9 protein-coding genes are annotated in these 16,669 nt (G+C 72.4%); 7 read left to right on the forward strand and 2 right to left on the reverse strand.

Annotated elements, in window-relative coordinates; all coding sequences use genetic code 11:
- Nucleotides 1-76 precede the first annotated feature (76 nt).
- The 5 genes from ACIRQP_RS23790 to ACIRQP_RS23810 all read left to right on the forward strand — a co-directional run bounded on the left by ACIRQP_RS23790 (nt 77) and on the right by ACIRQP_RS23810 (nt 12,964).
- On the forward strand, nt 77-2,401 hold the full coding sequence (locus tag ACIRQP_RS23790; protein WP_403893137.1) for a VWA domain-containing protein: 2,325 nt from the start codon (nt 77-79) through the stop codon (nt 2,399-2,401).
- Nucleotides 2,402-2,519: 118 nt separating this feature from the next.
- On the forward strand, nt 2,520-6,044 hold the full coding sequence (locus tag ACIRQP_RS23795; RefSeq protein ID WP_403893138.1) for a tubulin-like doman-containing protein: 3,525 nt from the start codon (nt 2,520-2,522) through the stop codon (nt 6,042-6,044).
- On the forward strand, nt 6,041-8,722 hold the full coding sequence (locus tag ACIRQP_RS23800) for a hypothetical protein (protein WP_403893139.1): 2,682 nt from the start codon (nt 6,041-6,043) through the stop codon (nt 8,720-8,722). Before ACIRQP_RS23795 ends, ACIRQP_RS23800 begins: the two co-directional genes overlap by 4 nt.
- Before the next feature lie 61 nt (nt 8,723-8,783).
- Nucleotides 8,784-10,907, forward strand: a complete 2,124-nt coding sequence (locus tag ACIRQP_RS23805; protein ID WP_403893140.1) for a hypothetical protein — start codon at nt 8,784-8,786, stop codon at nt 10,905-10,907.
- Nucleotides 10,904-12,964, forward strand: coding sequence for a hypothetical protein (locus tag ACIRQP_RS23810; RefSeq protein ID WP_403893141.1), 2,061 nt, complete (start codon nt 10,904-10,906; stop codon nt 12,962-12,964). The genes ACIRQP_RS23805 and ACIRQP_RS23810 overlap by 4 nt, the downstream gene beginning before the upstream one ends.
- Nucleotides 12,965-12,991: 27 nt before the next feature.
- Here the strand turns inward: ACIRQP_RS23810 and ACIRQP_RS23815 are convergent, their stop codons facing one another.
- Nucleotides 12,992-13,483 carry a pyridoxamine 5'-phosphate oxidase family protein gene (locus ACIRQP_RS23815; RefSeq protein WP_403893142.1) on the reverse strand — a complete coding sequence of 164 codons (492 nt, stop codon included), beginning with the start codon at nt 13,481-13,483 and terminating at the stop codon, nt 12,992-12,994.
- A 27-nt stretch (nt 13,484-13,510) separates the two neighbouring features.
- A complete protein-coding gene (locus tag ACIRQP_RS23820; protein ID WP_403893143.1) occupies nt 13,511-14,929 on the reverse strand; it encodes an MFS transporter in 1,419 nt (472 codons plus the stop codon).
- Between the two features lie 138 nt (nt 14,930-15,067).
- Between ACIRQP_RS23820 and ACIRQP_RS23825 the strand changes: the two genes are divergently transcribed.
- Both ACIRQP_RS23825 and ACIRQP_RS23830 read left to right on the forward strand, forming a co-directional pair.
- Nucleotides 15,068-15,970 carry a LysR family transcriptional regulator gene (locus tag ACIRQP_RS23825; protein ID WP_403893144.1) on the forward strand — a complete coding sequence of 301 codons (903 nt, stop codon included), beginning with the start codon at nt 15,068-15,070 and terminating at the stop codon, nt 15,968-15,970.
- 117 nt (nt 15,971-16,087) lie between these two features.
- Complete coding sequence (locus ACIRQP_RS23830; RefSeq protein ID WP_403893145.1) at nt 16,088-16,621, forward strand: EF-hand domain-containing protein; 534 nt, start codon at nt 16,088-16,090, stop codon at nt 16,619-16,621.
- The last annotated feature ends 48 nt before the right edge of the window (nt 16,622-16,669 follow it).

The raw sequence follows: 16,669 nt of genomic DNA on the forward strand, positions 1-16,669 counted from the left end.
CGACACGCAACTACAGGCACACCGCGCCACCACGCACACCGCGCAGACCACGCAGAGACGAAATAAGGGGACGGTCGTGGGAACACTCAGGGGAAGAGAGCGGACAAGGAAGGGCTGGGCGCGCCGCGGCGCGGTCGGCGCGCTGGGCGGCGCCGCGGTGCTCGTGTCCCTGCTGGCGCCCGCCGGTGCCGGTCCGGTCCCGGCGGCGGCGTCCGAACCGGCCTTCACATCCGTCAACTACGCGGTCGCCGTGGACGAGTCCGCCAGTCTCGCGCCCGAGGACATGAAGGCGGAGAAGGCCGCCGCCGCCCGGATCGCGCTCGGGGACGTCTCCTCGACCTCGAACGTCACGGTCTTCGGTTTCGCCGCCGCCGAGTCCGGTGGCCAGCGCGCGGTGGACCCGGTGTGCCCGCGCACCACGCTGGACGCGGCGGGGCGCGAGTCGGTCGGCACGTGCGTCGGCAAGCTGCGCAGCCGTAAGAAGAGCGAGGGCACCGGCACCGACTTCCCGAGCGCGATACGCCAGGGCGTGCACGACCTCAGCACCGGCACCGACCCGTCGGTGCCGCGCGTGCTGTTCCTGCTCACCGACGGGAAGATGGACGTCAGCGGCAGCCCCAAGTACGGCGACCCCGCGCACCGCGAGGCCGAGGGCGAACGCCAGCTGGAGCTGGAGCTGAAGAACGCGGCCGAGCAGCGCATCCAGATCTGGCCGCTCGGATTCGGTCCCGCCCCGGACAAGGAGCAGCTCGACCGGATCGCCGCGGGCGGCTACCAGAAGGGCTGCGTCGAGCTGCCCTCCGCCCGTCCGAAGGCGAGCAAGGTCTCCGGGGCGAAGGACGTCGGACCGACGCTGGAGAAGATCTTCGCCGCCGCCCACTGCCTGCGCTACCAGCCGGGCCCCAGCAACCGGCCGCCCACCACCCTGGAGATCGGTATCTCGCCGCTGGCGACCGTGGGCAGCATCGTGGTCGACAAGGGCGACCCCGAGGTGACGGTCACCTATCTCGACCCGAGCGGCCACGAGGTGCCCACCTCCGGGTCGTACCGTGATTCGCGGTTCGAACTGGCGGGCGCGGGCGGCACCGTCGAGGCGCTGAAGATCGTCGACCCCGTCCCGGGTATCTGGAAGGTGAAGGCCGAGGCGCCCGAGGGGCACCGCTCCCTGCCCGTCGGCGTCAGCGTGCTGTGGCAGGGCGAGCTGCGCGGCTCCATCACCATGGACCCGCCGTCGCCGCAGGCCGGCGAGAAGACCACGGTGACCATGCGGCTGCAGACCCGCGAGGGGTACGAGATCAAGGACCCGCGCGACTACGCGGGGCTGCGGGTCCGCGGTGAACTGACCGGCGACGGCTTCGCCCCGCTGGCGCTGAGCCTCACCGACGACGGGAAGGGGACCGACCCGAAGGGGAGCGACGGTTCCTTCACCGGTTCCATGCGGATCCCGAAGAACGCCGGCGGCGCGGTGAAGGTGTGCGGCACGCTGACCGCCTCGGGGCTGAGCGCCGACACCCGCTGCGAGGACGGCAGTATCGCGCCCGGCGTACTGCCCGTCACCACCGCGCTCACCCTGCCCGACGCGGACACCCATCCCGGCTCCTCGGTCACCGGCACCCTGGCCGTCCACAACACCAGCGACACCCCGCACACCCTGCGGCTGTCCGTCGCCGACCTCCAGGACGGGCTGCTCTCGGTCACACCGGCCGAGATCCAGGTGAAGCCGGGTGAGTCGGGGACCCGGACGGTGACGGTCGAGGTCGCCCCCGAAGACGTCTTCGGCGACCGCCTCGGCGACGACGGGCTGCGGCTCGGCGGCACCGTCACGGTCGTCGACACCACCGACGACGACCGGACGCTGGTGCGCTCCCCGCTCTCGGTACAGGTGACGCCGGAGCCCGGAATCTGGGAGAAGTACTGGTGGGCGTTCCTGTCCGCCGTCGCCGTGGTCGCGCTCGTCGTCGTGGCGGTCCTCGCCTGGCTGCGCCAGCGCCGTACCCGCAGGGACCCGTTCGGCCTCGTGCTGCGACTGGTCTCCGAGAGGGGCGACATCCTCGGCGAGCACCCGGCCGGGCACGGGCACAAGCAGTGGTACGAGTTCGCCGTCGTCGAACCCCACCGCAGCCCGCGCATCGAGCGGCGCAACCACGGCCCGTACGCCGTCCAGCGCAGTCCCGAAGGCGGCGCGGTGCTGCGCAAGCGCGGCGGCGGACGGACCCGGCTGCCCGCCAACGGCCAGGTGCCGCTGACGGACACGCTGAGCCTCTCGCTCGGCGAGGAGACCCGCACCACCAAGACCCGTCGGCCGCGGCCCTCGCGGTCACGGACCACCACGCCTACCGCGCCCACCACCCCCACCACCGGTGAGGGCGGGAGTTCGAGCACCTACGAGTCGTACCTGTGACAGGGGCGGCGCGTCGCGGCGGGTGCGCCGCGACGCGCGAGGAGTCCACAGACGTGAATCCACAGACGTATCGAGCACGAACCGGCCGCAGGTACGGCCGCGAGGGGGAGGAAACCTCATGAAAATCTTCCAGCCGATGCTCTTCGTCGGCCTGGGCGGCACCGGTGGCCTGGTCGGCGCCGAGCTGGAGCGCAAGCTGCGCGCCGACCTGTGCGGTCCTGACGGTGTGGCGCTCAGTCATCTGAGCGGCCACGCCCCCTACCAGCTGCCCGACTGCCTCCAGTTCGTGTACGCGGACTACAGCGAGTCCGACCTCCAGCGGCTGCCGCAGTTCAACGTGGACCCGTCGCTGCGGGCCGCGTACGCCCGTACCTCCCGGGCCACCCACAACCTGCTGCCGAACTTCGACAGTTCGCCGGAGGTGACCAAGATGCTGCGGGCGAGCCTGCGCGACGAGGTCGCCGACTGGCTGCCGCCGCGCATCGACGAGCCGAAGGTCACTCCGCTGCACAACGGCGCGGGCCAGCTGCCCACCGTCGGGCGCGCGGCCCTGTTCGCCACGCTCAGGCACAGCCTCACCCCGGTCCTCGAACCCCTGCTCCAGGCCATCGACGCGATCGCCAGGTCGGCCGGTGAGCTGAGCGAGCTCGGCGGCGGAAAGGTCAACGGCTGCGATGTGTTCGTCGCCTTCTCGGTGGCCGGCGGCACCGGCGCCGGGATCTTCCTGGACTATCTGCATCTGATCAACTACGCGTTCCAGCTGCGCCGCTTCGACGGGGTCAAGATCTACCCGCTGGTGGTGATGCCGTCCTCGTTCTCCTCGTCCGCGGGCGGCGGGCGGGAGGCGGAGCTCAACGCGGCCCGTGCGCTGGTCGATCTGTTCCGGCTGGTGGACGGACAGAACGCGCCGACGGAGGGGGCGGAGATCGGCGACCTGGACCATGAGTCCGGGCTCGGCATCCACTACCCGGGCATGCAGCCGATCCGGCTGCGGACCGGCATTCTGCCCACGGCGTTCCTGTTCAGCCCGACGGCGGGCATCCGCCAGGACGATCTGCGCCGCTCCATCGTCTCGCTGGTGATGTCGCTGATCGGCACCGAACTGGGCGACGCCCGCTCCCGGGGACGGTCGACGGCGGCCGACGACGACTTCCAGACGTTCGCCGCGAGCTTCATCAACCGGGGCGTGCAGCGCAGCGCCCTGTCCCCCACCGGTATCGGCAGGCAGGGCGTCTCCACCAGTCTGGTGGCCTCCATGACCGCGCCGATGGACCAGCTGGCCGATCTGGTGGCCGGCCGGCTGCTGCGGGAGGCGGTCACCGATCTCGTGGAGCGGCCACGCGCCGCGCTCCGCGAGACCGCGGTGCCGATAATCCGCCAGCTCTTCACCGACTCGTACCTCGAAGAGCTGTGGGAGCGCAAGCAGTTGACGGTGCCGGAGCCCGACCCGCTGCCGCGCGGCAGCCGGGCCATCGAGCAGGCGCTGGGCGAGCGGATCGCGGACATGCAGCGGCTGCTGTCCGATCTCCAGTCCATCGCCGACCGTCAGGCCTCGGCGATGGCCGACCGGTTCGCCCCGCGCCCCGCCATCGACAAGCTCCTCCAGACCGTGGACCCCTTCCTGGCCGAACGCGTCGTCAGGGGCGTCCCGGGCAGCGAGGAACCGATCGCCAGGCTCGGTTTCCTCGGCATGCTCAACAGCCGCGCCACCGCGCCCCAGCGCCCGCCGGGGGTGACCGAGCAGCCGCCCAAGAGCCCGCGGATCAAGGGCCGTCTCGCCGGCATGTCCCCGGCTCGCTGGGGCGACGACGACGTACAGGCGGCCCTCCGGGACCAGGACACCTGGTACCAGTGGCGCAGCCGGACCGTGTGGCACGAGGCGTGGCGGGAGCAGCAGCAGCGCTGGCAGCCGCAGGCGGACGTGGCGGGCACCGACCTCGGGCGGCTGGTGAACTCCTTCCGCAAACACTCCGACCGGGAACGCAAGGTCTCCGCGCAGAAGGGCCTCGAACTGTACGAGGACCGCACCGGCATCTCGTATCTGCTGCCGCCGCAGCGCACCCTCAACCACTTCTACGAGGACCTGGTCACCCGGATGATCCGCCGGGAGGGGCTGCGCGAGAACGACGACGAGGCCACGCTCCTGCTGAAGATGATCGACGGCGACACCTGGCGCCAGGTCCACTCCCTCAGCCGCCGCAGCCCGGACAGCGCGGTGGCGGTCGTCAAGGCACAGCTGGAGGGGCGGATCACACGGCTGTTCGCGGAGAGCGGCGAACAGTTGGAGGAGCGCCCGCTGCTGCCGCCCATGAGTACCCTGCTGGCCGCCGCCGCGGGTGACGCGGACTCCACGGACCAGGTCAGCAAGGAAGCGCTGGAACTGTTCGGGCGCAAACTGACCGGGCTGCTGCCCGTCGGCTTCACCCCGGAGGGCACCGGACCGCTGCGGGCGCTCGTCACGTACCCGCGCGTGCAGGCCGTGGAGGAGGTGCAGGAGTACCTCGGCAAGGCGCTGCGGCTGCCCACCGACGCCAAGAACTCCGTGGAGTTCCGGGGGGTGGAGAGCGACTCGATCACCGTGGTCCTCTTCCGCAGCGAGATGAGCCTCACGCAGGTGCCCGAGGCCCGCAAGGTGCTCAGGCAGTGGGCCAGGGCGAAGGATTCCGAGCAGGCCCAGGACGTGCTGCGGTGGCGGCAGCGGCTCGGCTTCCGGGACAGCTGGATGGTGAGCAGCGAGGACGACCGCCGCAACATCCTGCACCGGCTGCTCTGCTGTATGTGGAACGGCCAGGTGGACGTGGTCGACGGCGACTCCGCGTCGCCGGGCCGGGTGCGGCTGCGGCTGTTCCCCGAGAAGGGCGAGAACGTGCCCGGCGTACGGCTGCGGCTGGGGGACTTCCCCGGTGACGTGTCGAGCTGGGCGGAGCTGCTGCGCTCGTACGAACGCTGGACCGTGCTCGACGACGAGCGGACCGTCGAGGACTACTGCCGCGAACTGATGGGGGCGCATCCGCTGGGTCTCGCCAGGGACGTCGAAAAGCCCGATCCGCTCTTCGTCGAGCTGGTCGAGAAGATCGCACCGCGCCAGCTGAAGCTGCTGAGGGACCGTCGGGAGCGCGGCGGCGAGCGGGTCGAGGGGTGGGTACAGCCGCTGTGGGAGTTCTGGGCGGAGACCCTGCCGGCCGCGCTGGACACGGAGTTCGGGGACCAGCGCGCCAGCCAGCCGACCTTGCGGACGCTGCTGGACCACGTGCACGGCAGGACGCCGAAGCCGCGCGTCGGCAAGGAGTTTCCGGAACCCCGGCGTGCCGTGGCCGATGACGACGACTGGGGCACCGCGCCGCGCGCTTCCGCCGACACGTACGCGGCCGGCGGCACCCGCGCGACGCACGCCGACCGCGAGGCGTACGACAGCGGTGACCGGAATGGCGACCGCGAGGCGTACGACAGCCGCGAGGGATACGGCGACCGTCCCCGGCGCGACTCCGGGGACGGCGTCAACGGCCGTTCCGGCGACGCCGACCAGCCTTCGGCGCCCTGGGACCCCGTCGATCCCCGCCGCGCGTACGCCGACGAGGACCCCGATGCCCGTGACGGCCGCGGCGGCCCCGGCCGCAACCCCTCGGGCGGTGATGGGTGGTGATCACGTCCGAAGAAGTCACCACCGTCATCCATCTCGACCTGCGCGCCGGGGCGGCGGAGCTCGACACCGCCCAGGTCCTGCGGGCCAAGGTCGCCAGGCAACTGGGCCTGGCCGGGCTGCCGGAGCCCGACCACCCGCTGTTCCTGGTGGTCGACACCCCGGCCGGGCTGACCGACCATCAGCGACAGTACGAACTGATCACCGCCTACCGGGCCGTGGGCGAGGTCCGGGTCCTCGTGCTGCTGGTGGGCAGCGCGCCCGGTTCGTACGCCGGTGAGAACGAGGCGTTCCAGCCCGACCGGAGGCTGCTGCGCCCCGCGCTGCTGCGGGGCTCCGGTATCGCCCTGCTGTGGGCGGGCGATCTGCGCTCCGCCCGTACGGCGCTCGAACAGCCCGCGCCCGACGATCCGGACGCGCTGGCGGTCCTGGTGGATCTGCTGTCGGTGCCGGACGTCTTCCTGCGGGTGCTCGACGACCTCGGGTCGCTGCCCGACGCCGTCGCCGCACCCGGGGTGCGGCTGCTGGAGCAGGATCTGCCGCCGGAGGTGCGCGACCGGGCCTGGCGCGACGCGCTCACCCGGTTCGCGGGCGAGGACGCCTCCGTGGGCGAGGACGGCTTCGCGGGCGGCGACGGCGGACGCGTACCGGACCTTCCGGTGAGCGCCTGGTCCGCCGTCGATCTGCCGGAGCCGCTGCGAGGGCTGGTGGCGGGCCGGGGCGGCCTCGACCAGCGGCACCGGGTGGCCGGCGGGGTCGCGGACGACGCGTACCGCGCCTGCGCCGACGCCCTCGCCGACGCCGAGGACGCGCAGGCCGGGCTGCGTTCCCTCCCCGGGCTGCTGAGCGGCTCCCGCAGGGAGGCGTTCGAGGCGGACCTCGACCAGGCACGCCGGGCGCTCGACGGCTACCGTGACCTCGTCGGCACGGCCCTGCGCAGTGGCGGCTCCGGCGCGACGCCGTCCGCCGCCGAGGCGGCGGCCCGGCTCGCGACCCTCGGTCTGCGGGCGCCCTCGGCCGAGGGCGTGGGCGAGCGGATCGGCGAGGGCCTGCGGGAGTTCGCCGGGAAGCTGCTGGGGCAGGGACTGGCGCTGCGCGCGGTGGCCCAGCGCTTCACCGGGCTGGCCGGGCGGGTGGAGCCGGTGCCCGGTTCCGCGCTGCTGCCGAGGCTCGCCAACCACTCCGCGGACGCGGTGGCCCAGCACAAGCCGACGGGCGGCATTGCCGTGCCGGGCCCGGCGGTCGCTCCGGTGGCGGCCGCGGCAGGGCTGCTCGGGGCCCTGTGGCAGGGGCCGTTGGCGGCGCTCGCGGTCCTCGTACCGCTGGTGTTCATCGCCGTGGCGGTGGTCGGCGCGGCCCGGCTGCGGGGCGCGGGGCGGCCAGGACGCTGGTCCCTGGTGCCCCGGGTCGCGGCGGTCGGCGGCGCGCTGGCCGGGGTGGTGGTGGCGTACGTCGCCGAGCCCCCGCTCTGGCTGAGCGCCGCCGGACTGCTGGTGGGCCTCGGCGTCGCGGTGGAGACGACGCGCCGGCTGTGGGGCGAGTCGGCCGATTTCTGGGCCGAGGGCCACGGGACCGCCGTACTGCGGCGGGCCCTGGACGGCCTCGACGGCCTGCTGGCCGAGGCCGTCCGGGAACACTGGGCCGCCGAGGAGCGCCTGTACTGCGCCGACGCGGCCCGGTCCGTCGCCGGCATGCTGCGGGCGACGGCCGCCGCGGCGGAAGCCGAGGCGGTGCCCGAGCCGGACCGGCCCGCGGTCGCGGATACGAGCGGCGCCGGGCCGGCCGCCGAGGACGACTGGCTGACCAGCGCCTCGCCCCTGGAGACGGGCGCCTTCGGCACGGCCGACGACGAGGACACCGACTGGGCGAGCGCGTACGCCTCGGAGGACGGGCCCTCCTGGGACGAACCGGCGAAGACGGAGAGCGCCGCCGGGTCCGCCGCCCCGTGGGGGGACCGCACCGCCGGGGTTCCGCGCTGGCTCGACCGCGAGAGCGGCGAGGGCGGTCCCGAGCTGGTCGCCACCCTGGCCGGCGATCTGACGGACGCGGCGCTGGTCGCGATGGCGCCCTACTGGGGGGCCGTCGAACGCGGTCAGGCCGGCACGCTCGCCGTCGGGCGCACCGAGGCACGGGTCCGCGAGCTGCTGTCGACCGCGCGCCATCACCTGCAGCGCAACGGCGTGCTGGCCCCGCCCCCGTTCGCCGCCGGTCACCGCACCCGCACCACCTCGGCGAACCTGCTGGGCACCGACCCGCACCGGGTGGCCGAACTGGTCGGCGCGGAGGCCGACCGGCGGATCGTGGTGCAACTGTCCTCACCCGAGCAGGGAGCACTGCTCAGCCGCGACCCGGCGGCGGCGGTCTGGATCAGATTCGCCCCGGAGGCCGTGCGCGGCGAGGTCGAGAACGCCTGGCGCACGAGCGGTTCCGGCCAGCCGGAGGAGGCGCTGTGGACCTCGTCGGGGCGGTACGCCGGTCTGATCCGGCTCACGCCGCTGCGGATGGGGGTGGTGGACACGGTCCGGTCGCGCCAGAGCCCCGAGTCCGACCGGGTGGACGCGGCGGAGACGGCGGACACGTACGCACGCGATGACACGTACGCACGCGATGACGCGTACGCACGGGGAGACGCGTACGAGCGAGGAGACGCATACGAACGAGGGGACGGCGAGCACTGGTGACCAGCACCCCGCACCGAGGCCGCTCGGTGCGCACGTACCGACGAAAGGACGGCGACCGCCGGTGACCAGCACCACCCTCTCCTTCACCGTCCCCTCGGGGCGCCGCCGCACCGCCCCTGTCCGCTTCGGCCGCGAATCCCGCCGCGATCCGCTGCTGCCCCAGTGGATCCGCAAGGGCCTGCTCGACGACGAGGGGCAGCAGTTCCTCCAGGTGCGCCTGACCGCCTCCGCCGCGGCGAACCCGGCGGCGCGCGCGCTGCTGGACGCGGAGGCCGGCACCGCCCTGCATCTGCACCGGGTGCTCGACAACACCGAGTACGCCGCGCTCTTCCCGAAGGTCATCGGCTACGAGCTGGACACGGCCGAGCCGTTCCTGCTGTACGCCGCACCGCGTGGCGAGCCCGCCGTACGCACGCATGTGATGTCCGCGACCGACCAGCCGCGCTTCGCCCGTGACCTGATGCTGGCGCTGTGTCTGCTGGACGGCCAGGGCCTGGTGTTGCGCGGCATCTCGCCCGCCACCGTGCTCTGGGACGGCACGTCGGTCCAGCTCTGGGGGCTGGAGGGGGTGGCCCGCGGCGGACGGCCGAGGACCCGGTGGGGCCGGGCGCCCTACTGCTCGCCGGAACAGCGCGGGGGCGAGGGCTTCGTCGACTCCCGGGACATGGTGTGGAGCGCGGCCCAGGTGCTCTACCAGCTGGCGACCGGCCGGGCCGGGCCGGCCGACCGGGCGCCCGCCGACCTCGGCGAACACCGGGTGCTCGCCGAGACGCTGCGGGGCGCCTTCGCGCCGCTGGCGGCCGACCGGCCGGCCCCCGACCAGCTGCTCGACCTGCTGGCGCCGGGGGCGGCCCGGCGGATCGCGATCACCGTGCCTGTCGACGAGACGCGCCCGCACCGGGCGGCGTTCGAGCAGGCGCTGCACCTCAAGCGGCTGGCGCCCGCCGCCGAGCCCCACGACGGGCCCGGGGCGGCCGAGCGGACCAACGGCGAGGTGCTCTGTCCGTACTGCCTGGAGACCATCCAGCTCGACCTCACGTCGCTGTTCGTCACCGACAGCAGGATGCAGTACCAGCGGCTCGACCCCTCGGCCGTCGGCAACTCCCTGCGCGGCCAGGACGTCATGCGGTCCGCCGTCCAGAAATGCACGGCGGACCCGGACTTCCCCGAGCACTTCATCCCGGTGCCCTACCTCACCAACGGCCGGCCGCTGACGGTCGCGATGGTCGGCCAGTCCTCCACCGGCAAGAGCCATCTGCTGACCCAGATGATCGCGGAGATCACCGACGGCGGCCTGGAGCCGTTCGGCCTGAAGTGGCAGTCCGTCAACCCGGAGCAGCACGCGCGGTTCGTACGGGAACGGGTGCAGCCGCTGCGCAACGGCAAGGTCCTCGACCACACCGGCGCCCTCGGCCTGGACGGCTTCGCCCGCTTCGTGGAGTCCCTGCTGATCACCGACGTCCACGGGCAGGTGCGACCGGTCGCCTTCTTCGATCTCGGCGGCGAGGATCTCGTACGGACCGACGCGGCGCTCCGCTTTTTGCTCGGGGTCGACGCCATGATCTTCGTCGTCGACCCGGCGCTGGCACTCCCGCTGCCCCATCTGGACCACGCCAGGGAACGCTGGGGACTTGAGGTGAACCGGGACGGCGATCTGGCCTTCGGCACCGTCCTGGACCGGCTGCCGAAGAGCGGGCCGTATCTGGACGTGGCGGCGGCGATGGTGCTCGGCAAGGCCGATCTGCTGCGGTTCCAGCCGCCCGTGGACCGGTGGCTGGACCAGGCGCCGGCCACCTCGCTCGACCCCGCGCTGATGCGCGAGGAGAGCCAGGACGTCTACGGGCTGCTGCGCCGGCACGCGGGCCAGGCGTGGCTGCGGCCCTTCGACGCGATCCGCCGGTGCACCCTGCATGTCGCGTCGGCCACCGGCGGCCAGGAGGAGCACGGCCGCTATCCGGCGGGGGCCGGGCCCCGGCGGGTGCTCGAACCGCTGCTGTCGCTGCTGGCGATGCACGGTCTGGTCGAGGTGCCCGGCGGCGCGGAGGAGTTCGCGGTGGGGACGGCGCCCGCGATGGAGGCGGCGCCGACGTCGCCGCAAGCCTGGGGCCCCGGGGGATCCGACGGATCGGCGGGATCCGCGGGCTTTGTGGGCTCTGTGACCTCTGTGGGAGAGGAAGCGAAGTGAACGACTTCGAGGAACAGCGGCCGTCCCGGCGAACAGCGGGCGGCATGAGCGGGGCGGGCGGCAGCGGCGCCGCGGGCTCGGTGCATCAGGTGGTCTTCCGCTGGGACGGCAACCAAGGCCGCCAGGGCACCGGAATGACGGCCGTCGCCCACTCCTGCCCGGCCGGGCGCGCCGAGGAACTGGGCCGGGAGCTGGGCCCGTTGCTGTGGGTGTCCGGTACGGCGGCCCCGCGGCAGAGCGTCGTACGGATGCTGTCCCTCGACGGTGACGTCATGCTCGTACAGCGCTGGCCCACCACCGACCGGGGCGGCCGGCCCAGCACCGTCAGCCATGTCCTGATCGGCGACCCGCGGGCCCTGAAGACCCGTCAGTGTCTCGGGCTGGCGTACGGCGGCTGGGGCAGCCGGGAGTCCGCCGAGAAGGCCGCCGGGCGGCTGCGCGAGGTGGAGGCCGCGGAGCTCGACGCGGTGGCGCGCAAGCGGCTGCCGGGGATGCGGCAGCAGCTGCCGACGGTCCGGAACGCGCTGATCCTGATCACCGCGGAGTGGCTGCGCGATCCGGCGCAGCGGGTGTCGCTGCTCACGGACGAGGAGAGGCTGCCGGGCTGGCCGGACCAGGACGCGGCGCCGCTGGTGTATCTGGGGCTGTTCATGCTCTTCGGTTCCTGGCTGGGCCAGGAGTGGACGTTCGCCACGTACGACACGGTCGACACCCATCAGCTGCGTCTGACGTGCGTCCCGCGCTGGGAGCCGGACACGGGCGGATCGGGTCCGCTGGCCCGGGTCATGGGCCGCTCGCCCGCCAACCCTCAGTTCGAGCACATGGCGGCGGCCCGGCTGGTGGACCACCTCCTGGCGCACCCGGCGGACGGCCCGGGAGTGCCGCAGCTGGTCGACGGGCTCAGGGGCGGCGCGGGGCTGGAGTGGGCGCGGCGGCGCCTCCTGCTGAAGGAGATCCTGTACGCCGACCGCCGTGAACCGCCCCGGTCCGCGACCGCCACGCCGACGGCACCGGCACCGGCTCCGGCTCCGGCTCCGGCTCCGGCTCCGGCGCAAGAACCCTCGCCCGTACCCGTATCCGCACGGGAACAGGCACCGGCACCGGAAGCGGCACCCGAACCGCCGCCTGCACCGACGCCCACGCCCACACGAACACCACCGCCGGCACCGGCACCGGCACCGGAGCCCGCGCTCGCCTCCGGCTATCCGCTGACCGCCCACGAAGCGCGCTCGCTCCACGCGGACCTACGAGTCCACCGGCGCGGGAACATCGTGCAACGCGGCCTGCTCGCGGACCGGTTGCGCACACTGTCCGACGAACTGCTCCTGGACGAGCTGCGCTCCACCGAACTGCCGCAGGACTCCGTGGAACTGCTGCTGAACGAGCTGGGAGGCGACCACCGCGTCCGGGTCCGCCGGACGAGCGTCAAGCACGAGCTGTGCGCGGAGGTGCTCCGCAACGGCCTGTACTACACGCCGAACAGGCAGGACTCGGAGCCGCTTTCGAGGACAGCCATGGCCAGACGGGCGGCCGAACTCTTCACCTGGGCGGTCGCGCCCCTGGCCCGCGACGAACGCTATCTGCGCGATCTCCAGGAACTGCTGCACCGCATGGTCAGGGACCGCCACCCCACGGCGGGCAACTGGCTCTGGCAGAGCATCATCACGCCCGGGAACGGACTGGTCCCGGACCTGCCGCCCGTCGTGTGGCAGCAGATCCTGCGAGACGTGATCACCCAGAGCGCCGCCCCGCCCGACACGCCCCAGGCGCCGCACGTACCCCAGACGCCGCAAGCACCCCAAGTGCCCCAGACGCCCCAGACGCCCCAAGTGCGGCATGGAGCCCCGCCGCCCGTCACCCCCGAGCTGCCTCCGCTGCCCCGAATGCCCCAAGCGGTCCCCGGGACCACCACACCCCAGCCGCCCTCCCCCAGCCACCCGGCACCTCCCACCGTCGCGAACCGCCTCTCCGAACTGGCGACCAATCCGGGCTGCGTGATGGGAACCGGCATCGGCGTGATCGCCGTACTCATCGCGGTCGTACTGATCCTGGCATGACGGGCGGCCGAGTGACGGGTTGAGCGTTCACCCGGTCTCCTCGTCGCGATACCAGAGGGTGCTCCGCAGATCGGCGCCCCGTACGAGCTGGATCCGCCAGGGAGCGATACGGAGCACGTGGTACTCGGGATCCTCGGGTCCGCCGCGCCAGTACCGGACCGGGTCGTACCCCACCCCCGGCGGACCGCCCTCGACGTACAGGTCCCAGGCGTGGTGTCTGGACTCCTCGTCGTCGGCCCAGGTCGAGACGCTGTCGACGAAGGCGGCGTTCTGCCGGGGGCTCCAGTACGCGTACGTGGTGTGCGGGTTGCCCGCGAGGTGGGCCGTCTTGACCGGGGTCTTGTAGACGGCGAGCCAGCCGACCGGGTGGCCGTCGACGACTTCCCAGACGGGGAGGAGCACACGGGCCCTGGGGCGGTTCTCGCGGTCGACGGTGATCATCGTGGCGTACGTGATGCCGCGGACGTAGCTGAAGAAGGTGTCCTGGATCTCGGCGAAGGCACTGGCTCTGTCGGCCATGAAAGGCTCCTCACGCAGGTGGGGCGATCAGCGGGCAGCGGGGGTCTCGGGCCGGGCCGGCGTCTCCCCGTACGCGACCGCCGCCCCCTTCGGCGACCGCAGCCCGAAAGCGCTGACGAGCGCCGCGATCAGGGCCGCCGCGAAGGGGACGACCAGCGCGGCGCGGTACCCGTCCAGCAGGGCCGCCGACGAATCCCCGTCGGTGGCGGCGACGTTCACGGCGGTGACGGCCGAGAGGCCGAGCGCGGCACCGAACTGGAACGAGGTGTAGAGCAGGCCGCCGGCCACTCCCTGTTCGCGCTCCTCGATACCGTCCGTGGCGGCGATGGTGAGGGGGCCGTACGCCAGCGCGAAGGCCAGCCCGAGGATGATCAGGCTCGGGAACATCGCCGGATACGTCCAGTCGGCGCCGACCGGCAGGAACAGCCCGTAGGCGAGCGCGGCCAGCAGCAGCCCGCCGAAGATCACCCTGGCGTTGCCGAACCTGGCCACCAGCCTGGGCGTGAGGGTGGGCGAGAGGACGGCGTCGATGCCGATGACGATCATCGCGAAACTCGTCTGGAGCGTCGACCAGCCGCGCAGCTCCTGGAGATACAGCACCACCAGGAACTGGAATCCGAAGAAGCCGGCCGCGAACAGCAGCGCGGAGAGATTGGCGCGCACCAGTGGACCGTTGCGGAAGATCCCCAGGCGTACGAGCGGGGAGGCCGAGCGCCGCTCGACGGCGACGAAGACGGCGAGGAGCACGAGGCCCGCCCCGAGCATGCCGAGTGTCCAGCCGATCCCGGTGTGGGAGGCGCGTTCGACGCCGAGGACGAGCAGCACGATGGCCGCCGTGACGCTGACCGAACCGGCCAGGTCGACGCTCTCTCCGGTCCGCTCCGGCCGCGGCGACCTGGGCAGGAGCGCGAGCGCCGCGGTCAGGACGAGGAAGGACAGGACGACCGGGGCGAAGAACACCCACCGCCAGTCGACCGCGGTGAGCAGCCCGCCGACGACCAGACCGATCGAGAAACCGCCGGCCGCCGTGCCGGAGTAGACGAGCAGGGCCTTGTCGCGCCGCGGGCCCTCCTCGAAGCTCGTGGTGATGATGGACAGTCCGGCCGGGGTCATGAAGGCGGCGGCGACACCGGTGACGAACCGGGCGACGATCAGCGTCCAGCCGTCGGTGGCGAACCCGCCGAGGCCCGAGAAGAGCAGGAAGACGGTGAGCCAGAAGACGAACATCCTGCGCCGGCCGAAGAGGTCGGCGGCCCGTCCCCCGAGCAGCATGAAGCCGCCGTATCCGAGGACGTACGCACTCATGACCCACTGCAACTCGCCCGTCGACATGCCGAGTTCGGAGCGGATGGAGGGAAGGGCCACATTGAGCATGGCCACGTCGATGCCTTCCAGGAAGATCGCACCGCACAGGACGAACAGCACGCCCCAGTCACGCGCATTCATCTGAATTCCTCGATGGTGTAGGGAAGTTCTTGGCTCAGTCACCATCGATCAGCGGCTGTGCGGGAACAACGGCGAAGATCGCAACGTTCGGTAAGCCAGGCTTACCGGTCCGGCCGACTCACCCACCCGGAGGCATCCATGGAACGCGTTGAACTGGAGTGCTTTCTCATCCTCGCCGAGGAGCTGCATTTCGGCCGCACGGCGGACCGGCTGCGGCTGTCCAGGGCCCGGGTGAGCCAGCTCGTGCAGCGCCTGGAACGCCGTGTCGGCGCCCCGCTGTTCGTCCGTACGAGCCGCCGCGTCGCCCTCACCGCCCTCGGCCGGCAGCTCCGTGACGATCTCGAACCGCACCACCGCGCGGTCGGGGCCGCCGTCGCGCGGGCCGCCGCCACCGCGCGCGGCATCACTGGCGTACTGCATGTCGGGTTCTCCACCCCGCTGGCCGGGGAGATCGTGATGAAGGCCGCGGAGGCGCTGCACGCCGGCCATCCCGAGCTGGGCGTGGAGATCTGTGTGGTGCCGCTCTCGGACCCGTTCGGGCAGCTGCGCAGCGGCGAGTTCGATGTCCAGCTCACGGAGCTCCCCGTACGCGAGGACGATCTGGGCGGCGGCCCCACCCTGCTCACGGAGGGGCGCGTGCTGGCGGTCTCCTCCGGGCATCCGCTGTCCGCCGGCGGGAAGGTGTCGCTCGAAGACCTCGCCGAGGTGCCGTTGCTGACCATCGCCGGTGAACTCCCCGACTACCGGCTGGAGCAGCGGGTGCCGGCGCGCACGCCCACCGGCAGACCGATCCGGCGCGGCCCGGCCGTCACCCATATGCAAGAGGCGCTCATGCTCGTCGCCGGCGGCAAGGGGGCCCTGCTGTCGGCCGCCCACACCGCCACGTATTACTCGCGGCCCGGTGTCACGTACCTCCCGTTCGAGGACGCCGACCCCATCGGGTACGGGCTGGTGTGGCGGGCCGGGGACGACACCGGCGCCGTCCAGGTCTTCGCGCGAGCGGCGTTTGAGGTGGCGAGGGACGCTCAACTCGCCCTCTGATCAACCGTGTTCACCTCTTCTGATGAATACGTATATTTCTACTGACGCGCTGCCCCCCCGCCTTGCATAGTGAAAACGCATGCACACCGGTCACAGCCTGACGGAGGGCGAGACATTATGCGTACGGAAGCACTCAACCGGGTCAAGCTCGTCTTCACACTCTTCGACGTCAATGGCAACGGATATCTCGAAGCCGAGGATTTCGACCTCATGGCGACTCACGTCGTCCAGGCGGTGCCCGGCGCCGAGGACACGGCGAAGGCCGCGATGGCGGCCGCGTTCCGGACATACTGGACGACCTTGGTCGGCGAACTGGACGCCGACGGCGACGGCAAGATCAGCTTCGACGAATACACGGCCTGTGTCCTTTCTCCGGAACGCTTCCACGAGGCGATCAACGAATTCGCCGAATCACTGGCCGCCCTCGGTGATCTGGAGGGTGACGGACTGATCCGCCGGCCCACGTTCGTGGCGCTCATGACGGCCATCGGCTTCGGGCTCGCGAACATCCACTCCCTCTTCGACGCGTTCGGGCCCACGGACACGGACCGGATCGCGCGGGCGACCTGGGCCGAGGGCATCAGGGAGTACTACAGCCCCGACAAGGCGGGCATCCCGGGTGACCATCTGGTCGGAGACCTGGCGGCCTGACACGCGTACAGGGGGCTGCGAAGGCGGCCTTGACCGGTGCTCGCCCGG

It is taken from the genome of Streptomyces sp. NPDC102274 (assembly GCF_044766385.1).
Taxonomy (GTDB): domain Bacteria; phylum Actinomycetota; class Actinomycetes; order Streptomycetales; family Streptomycetaceae; genus Streptomyces.

Excerpts from the sequence above, each read along its gene's own strand:
- ACIRQP_RS23795 (WP_403893138.1), top strand. The coding sequence starts at position 2,520 with ATGAAAATCTTCCAGCCGATGCTCTTCGTCGGCCTGGGCGGCACCGGT.
- ACIRQP_RS23815 (WP_403893142.1), bottom strand. The coding sequence starts at position 13,483 with ATGGCCGACAGAGCCAGTGCCTTCGCCGAGATCCAGGACACCTTCTTC.
- ACIRQP_RS23820 (WP_403893143.1), bottom strand. The coding sequence starts at position 14,929 with ATGAATGCGCGTGACTGGGGCGTGCTGTTCGTCCTGTGCGGTGCGATC.
- ACIRQP_RS23825 (WP_403893144.1), top strand. The coding sequence starts at position 15,068 with ATGGAACGCGTTGAACTGGAGTGCTTTCTCATCCTCGCCGAGGAGCTG.
- ACIRQP_RS23830 (WP_403893145.1), top strand. The coding sequence starts at position 16,088 with ATGCGTACGGAAGCACTCAACCGGGTCAAGCTCGTCTTCACACTCTTC.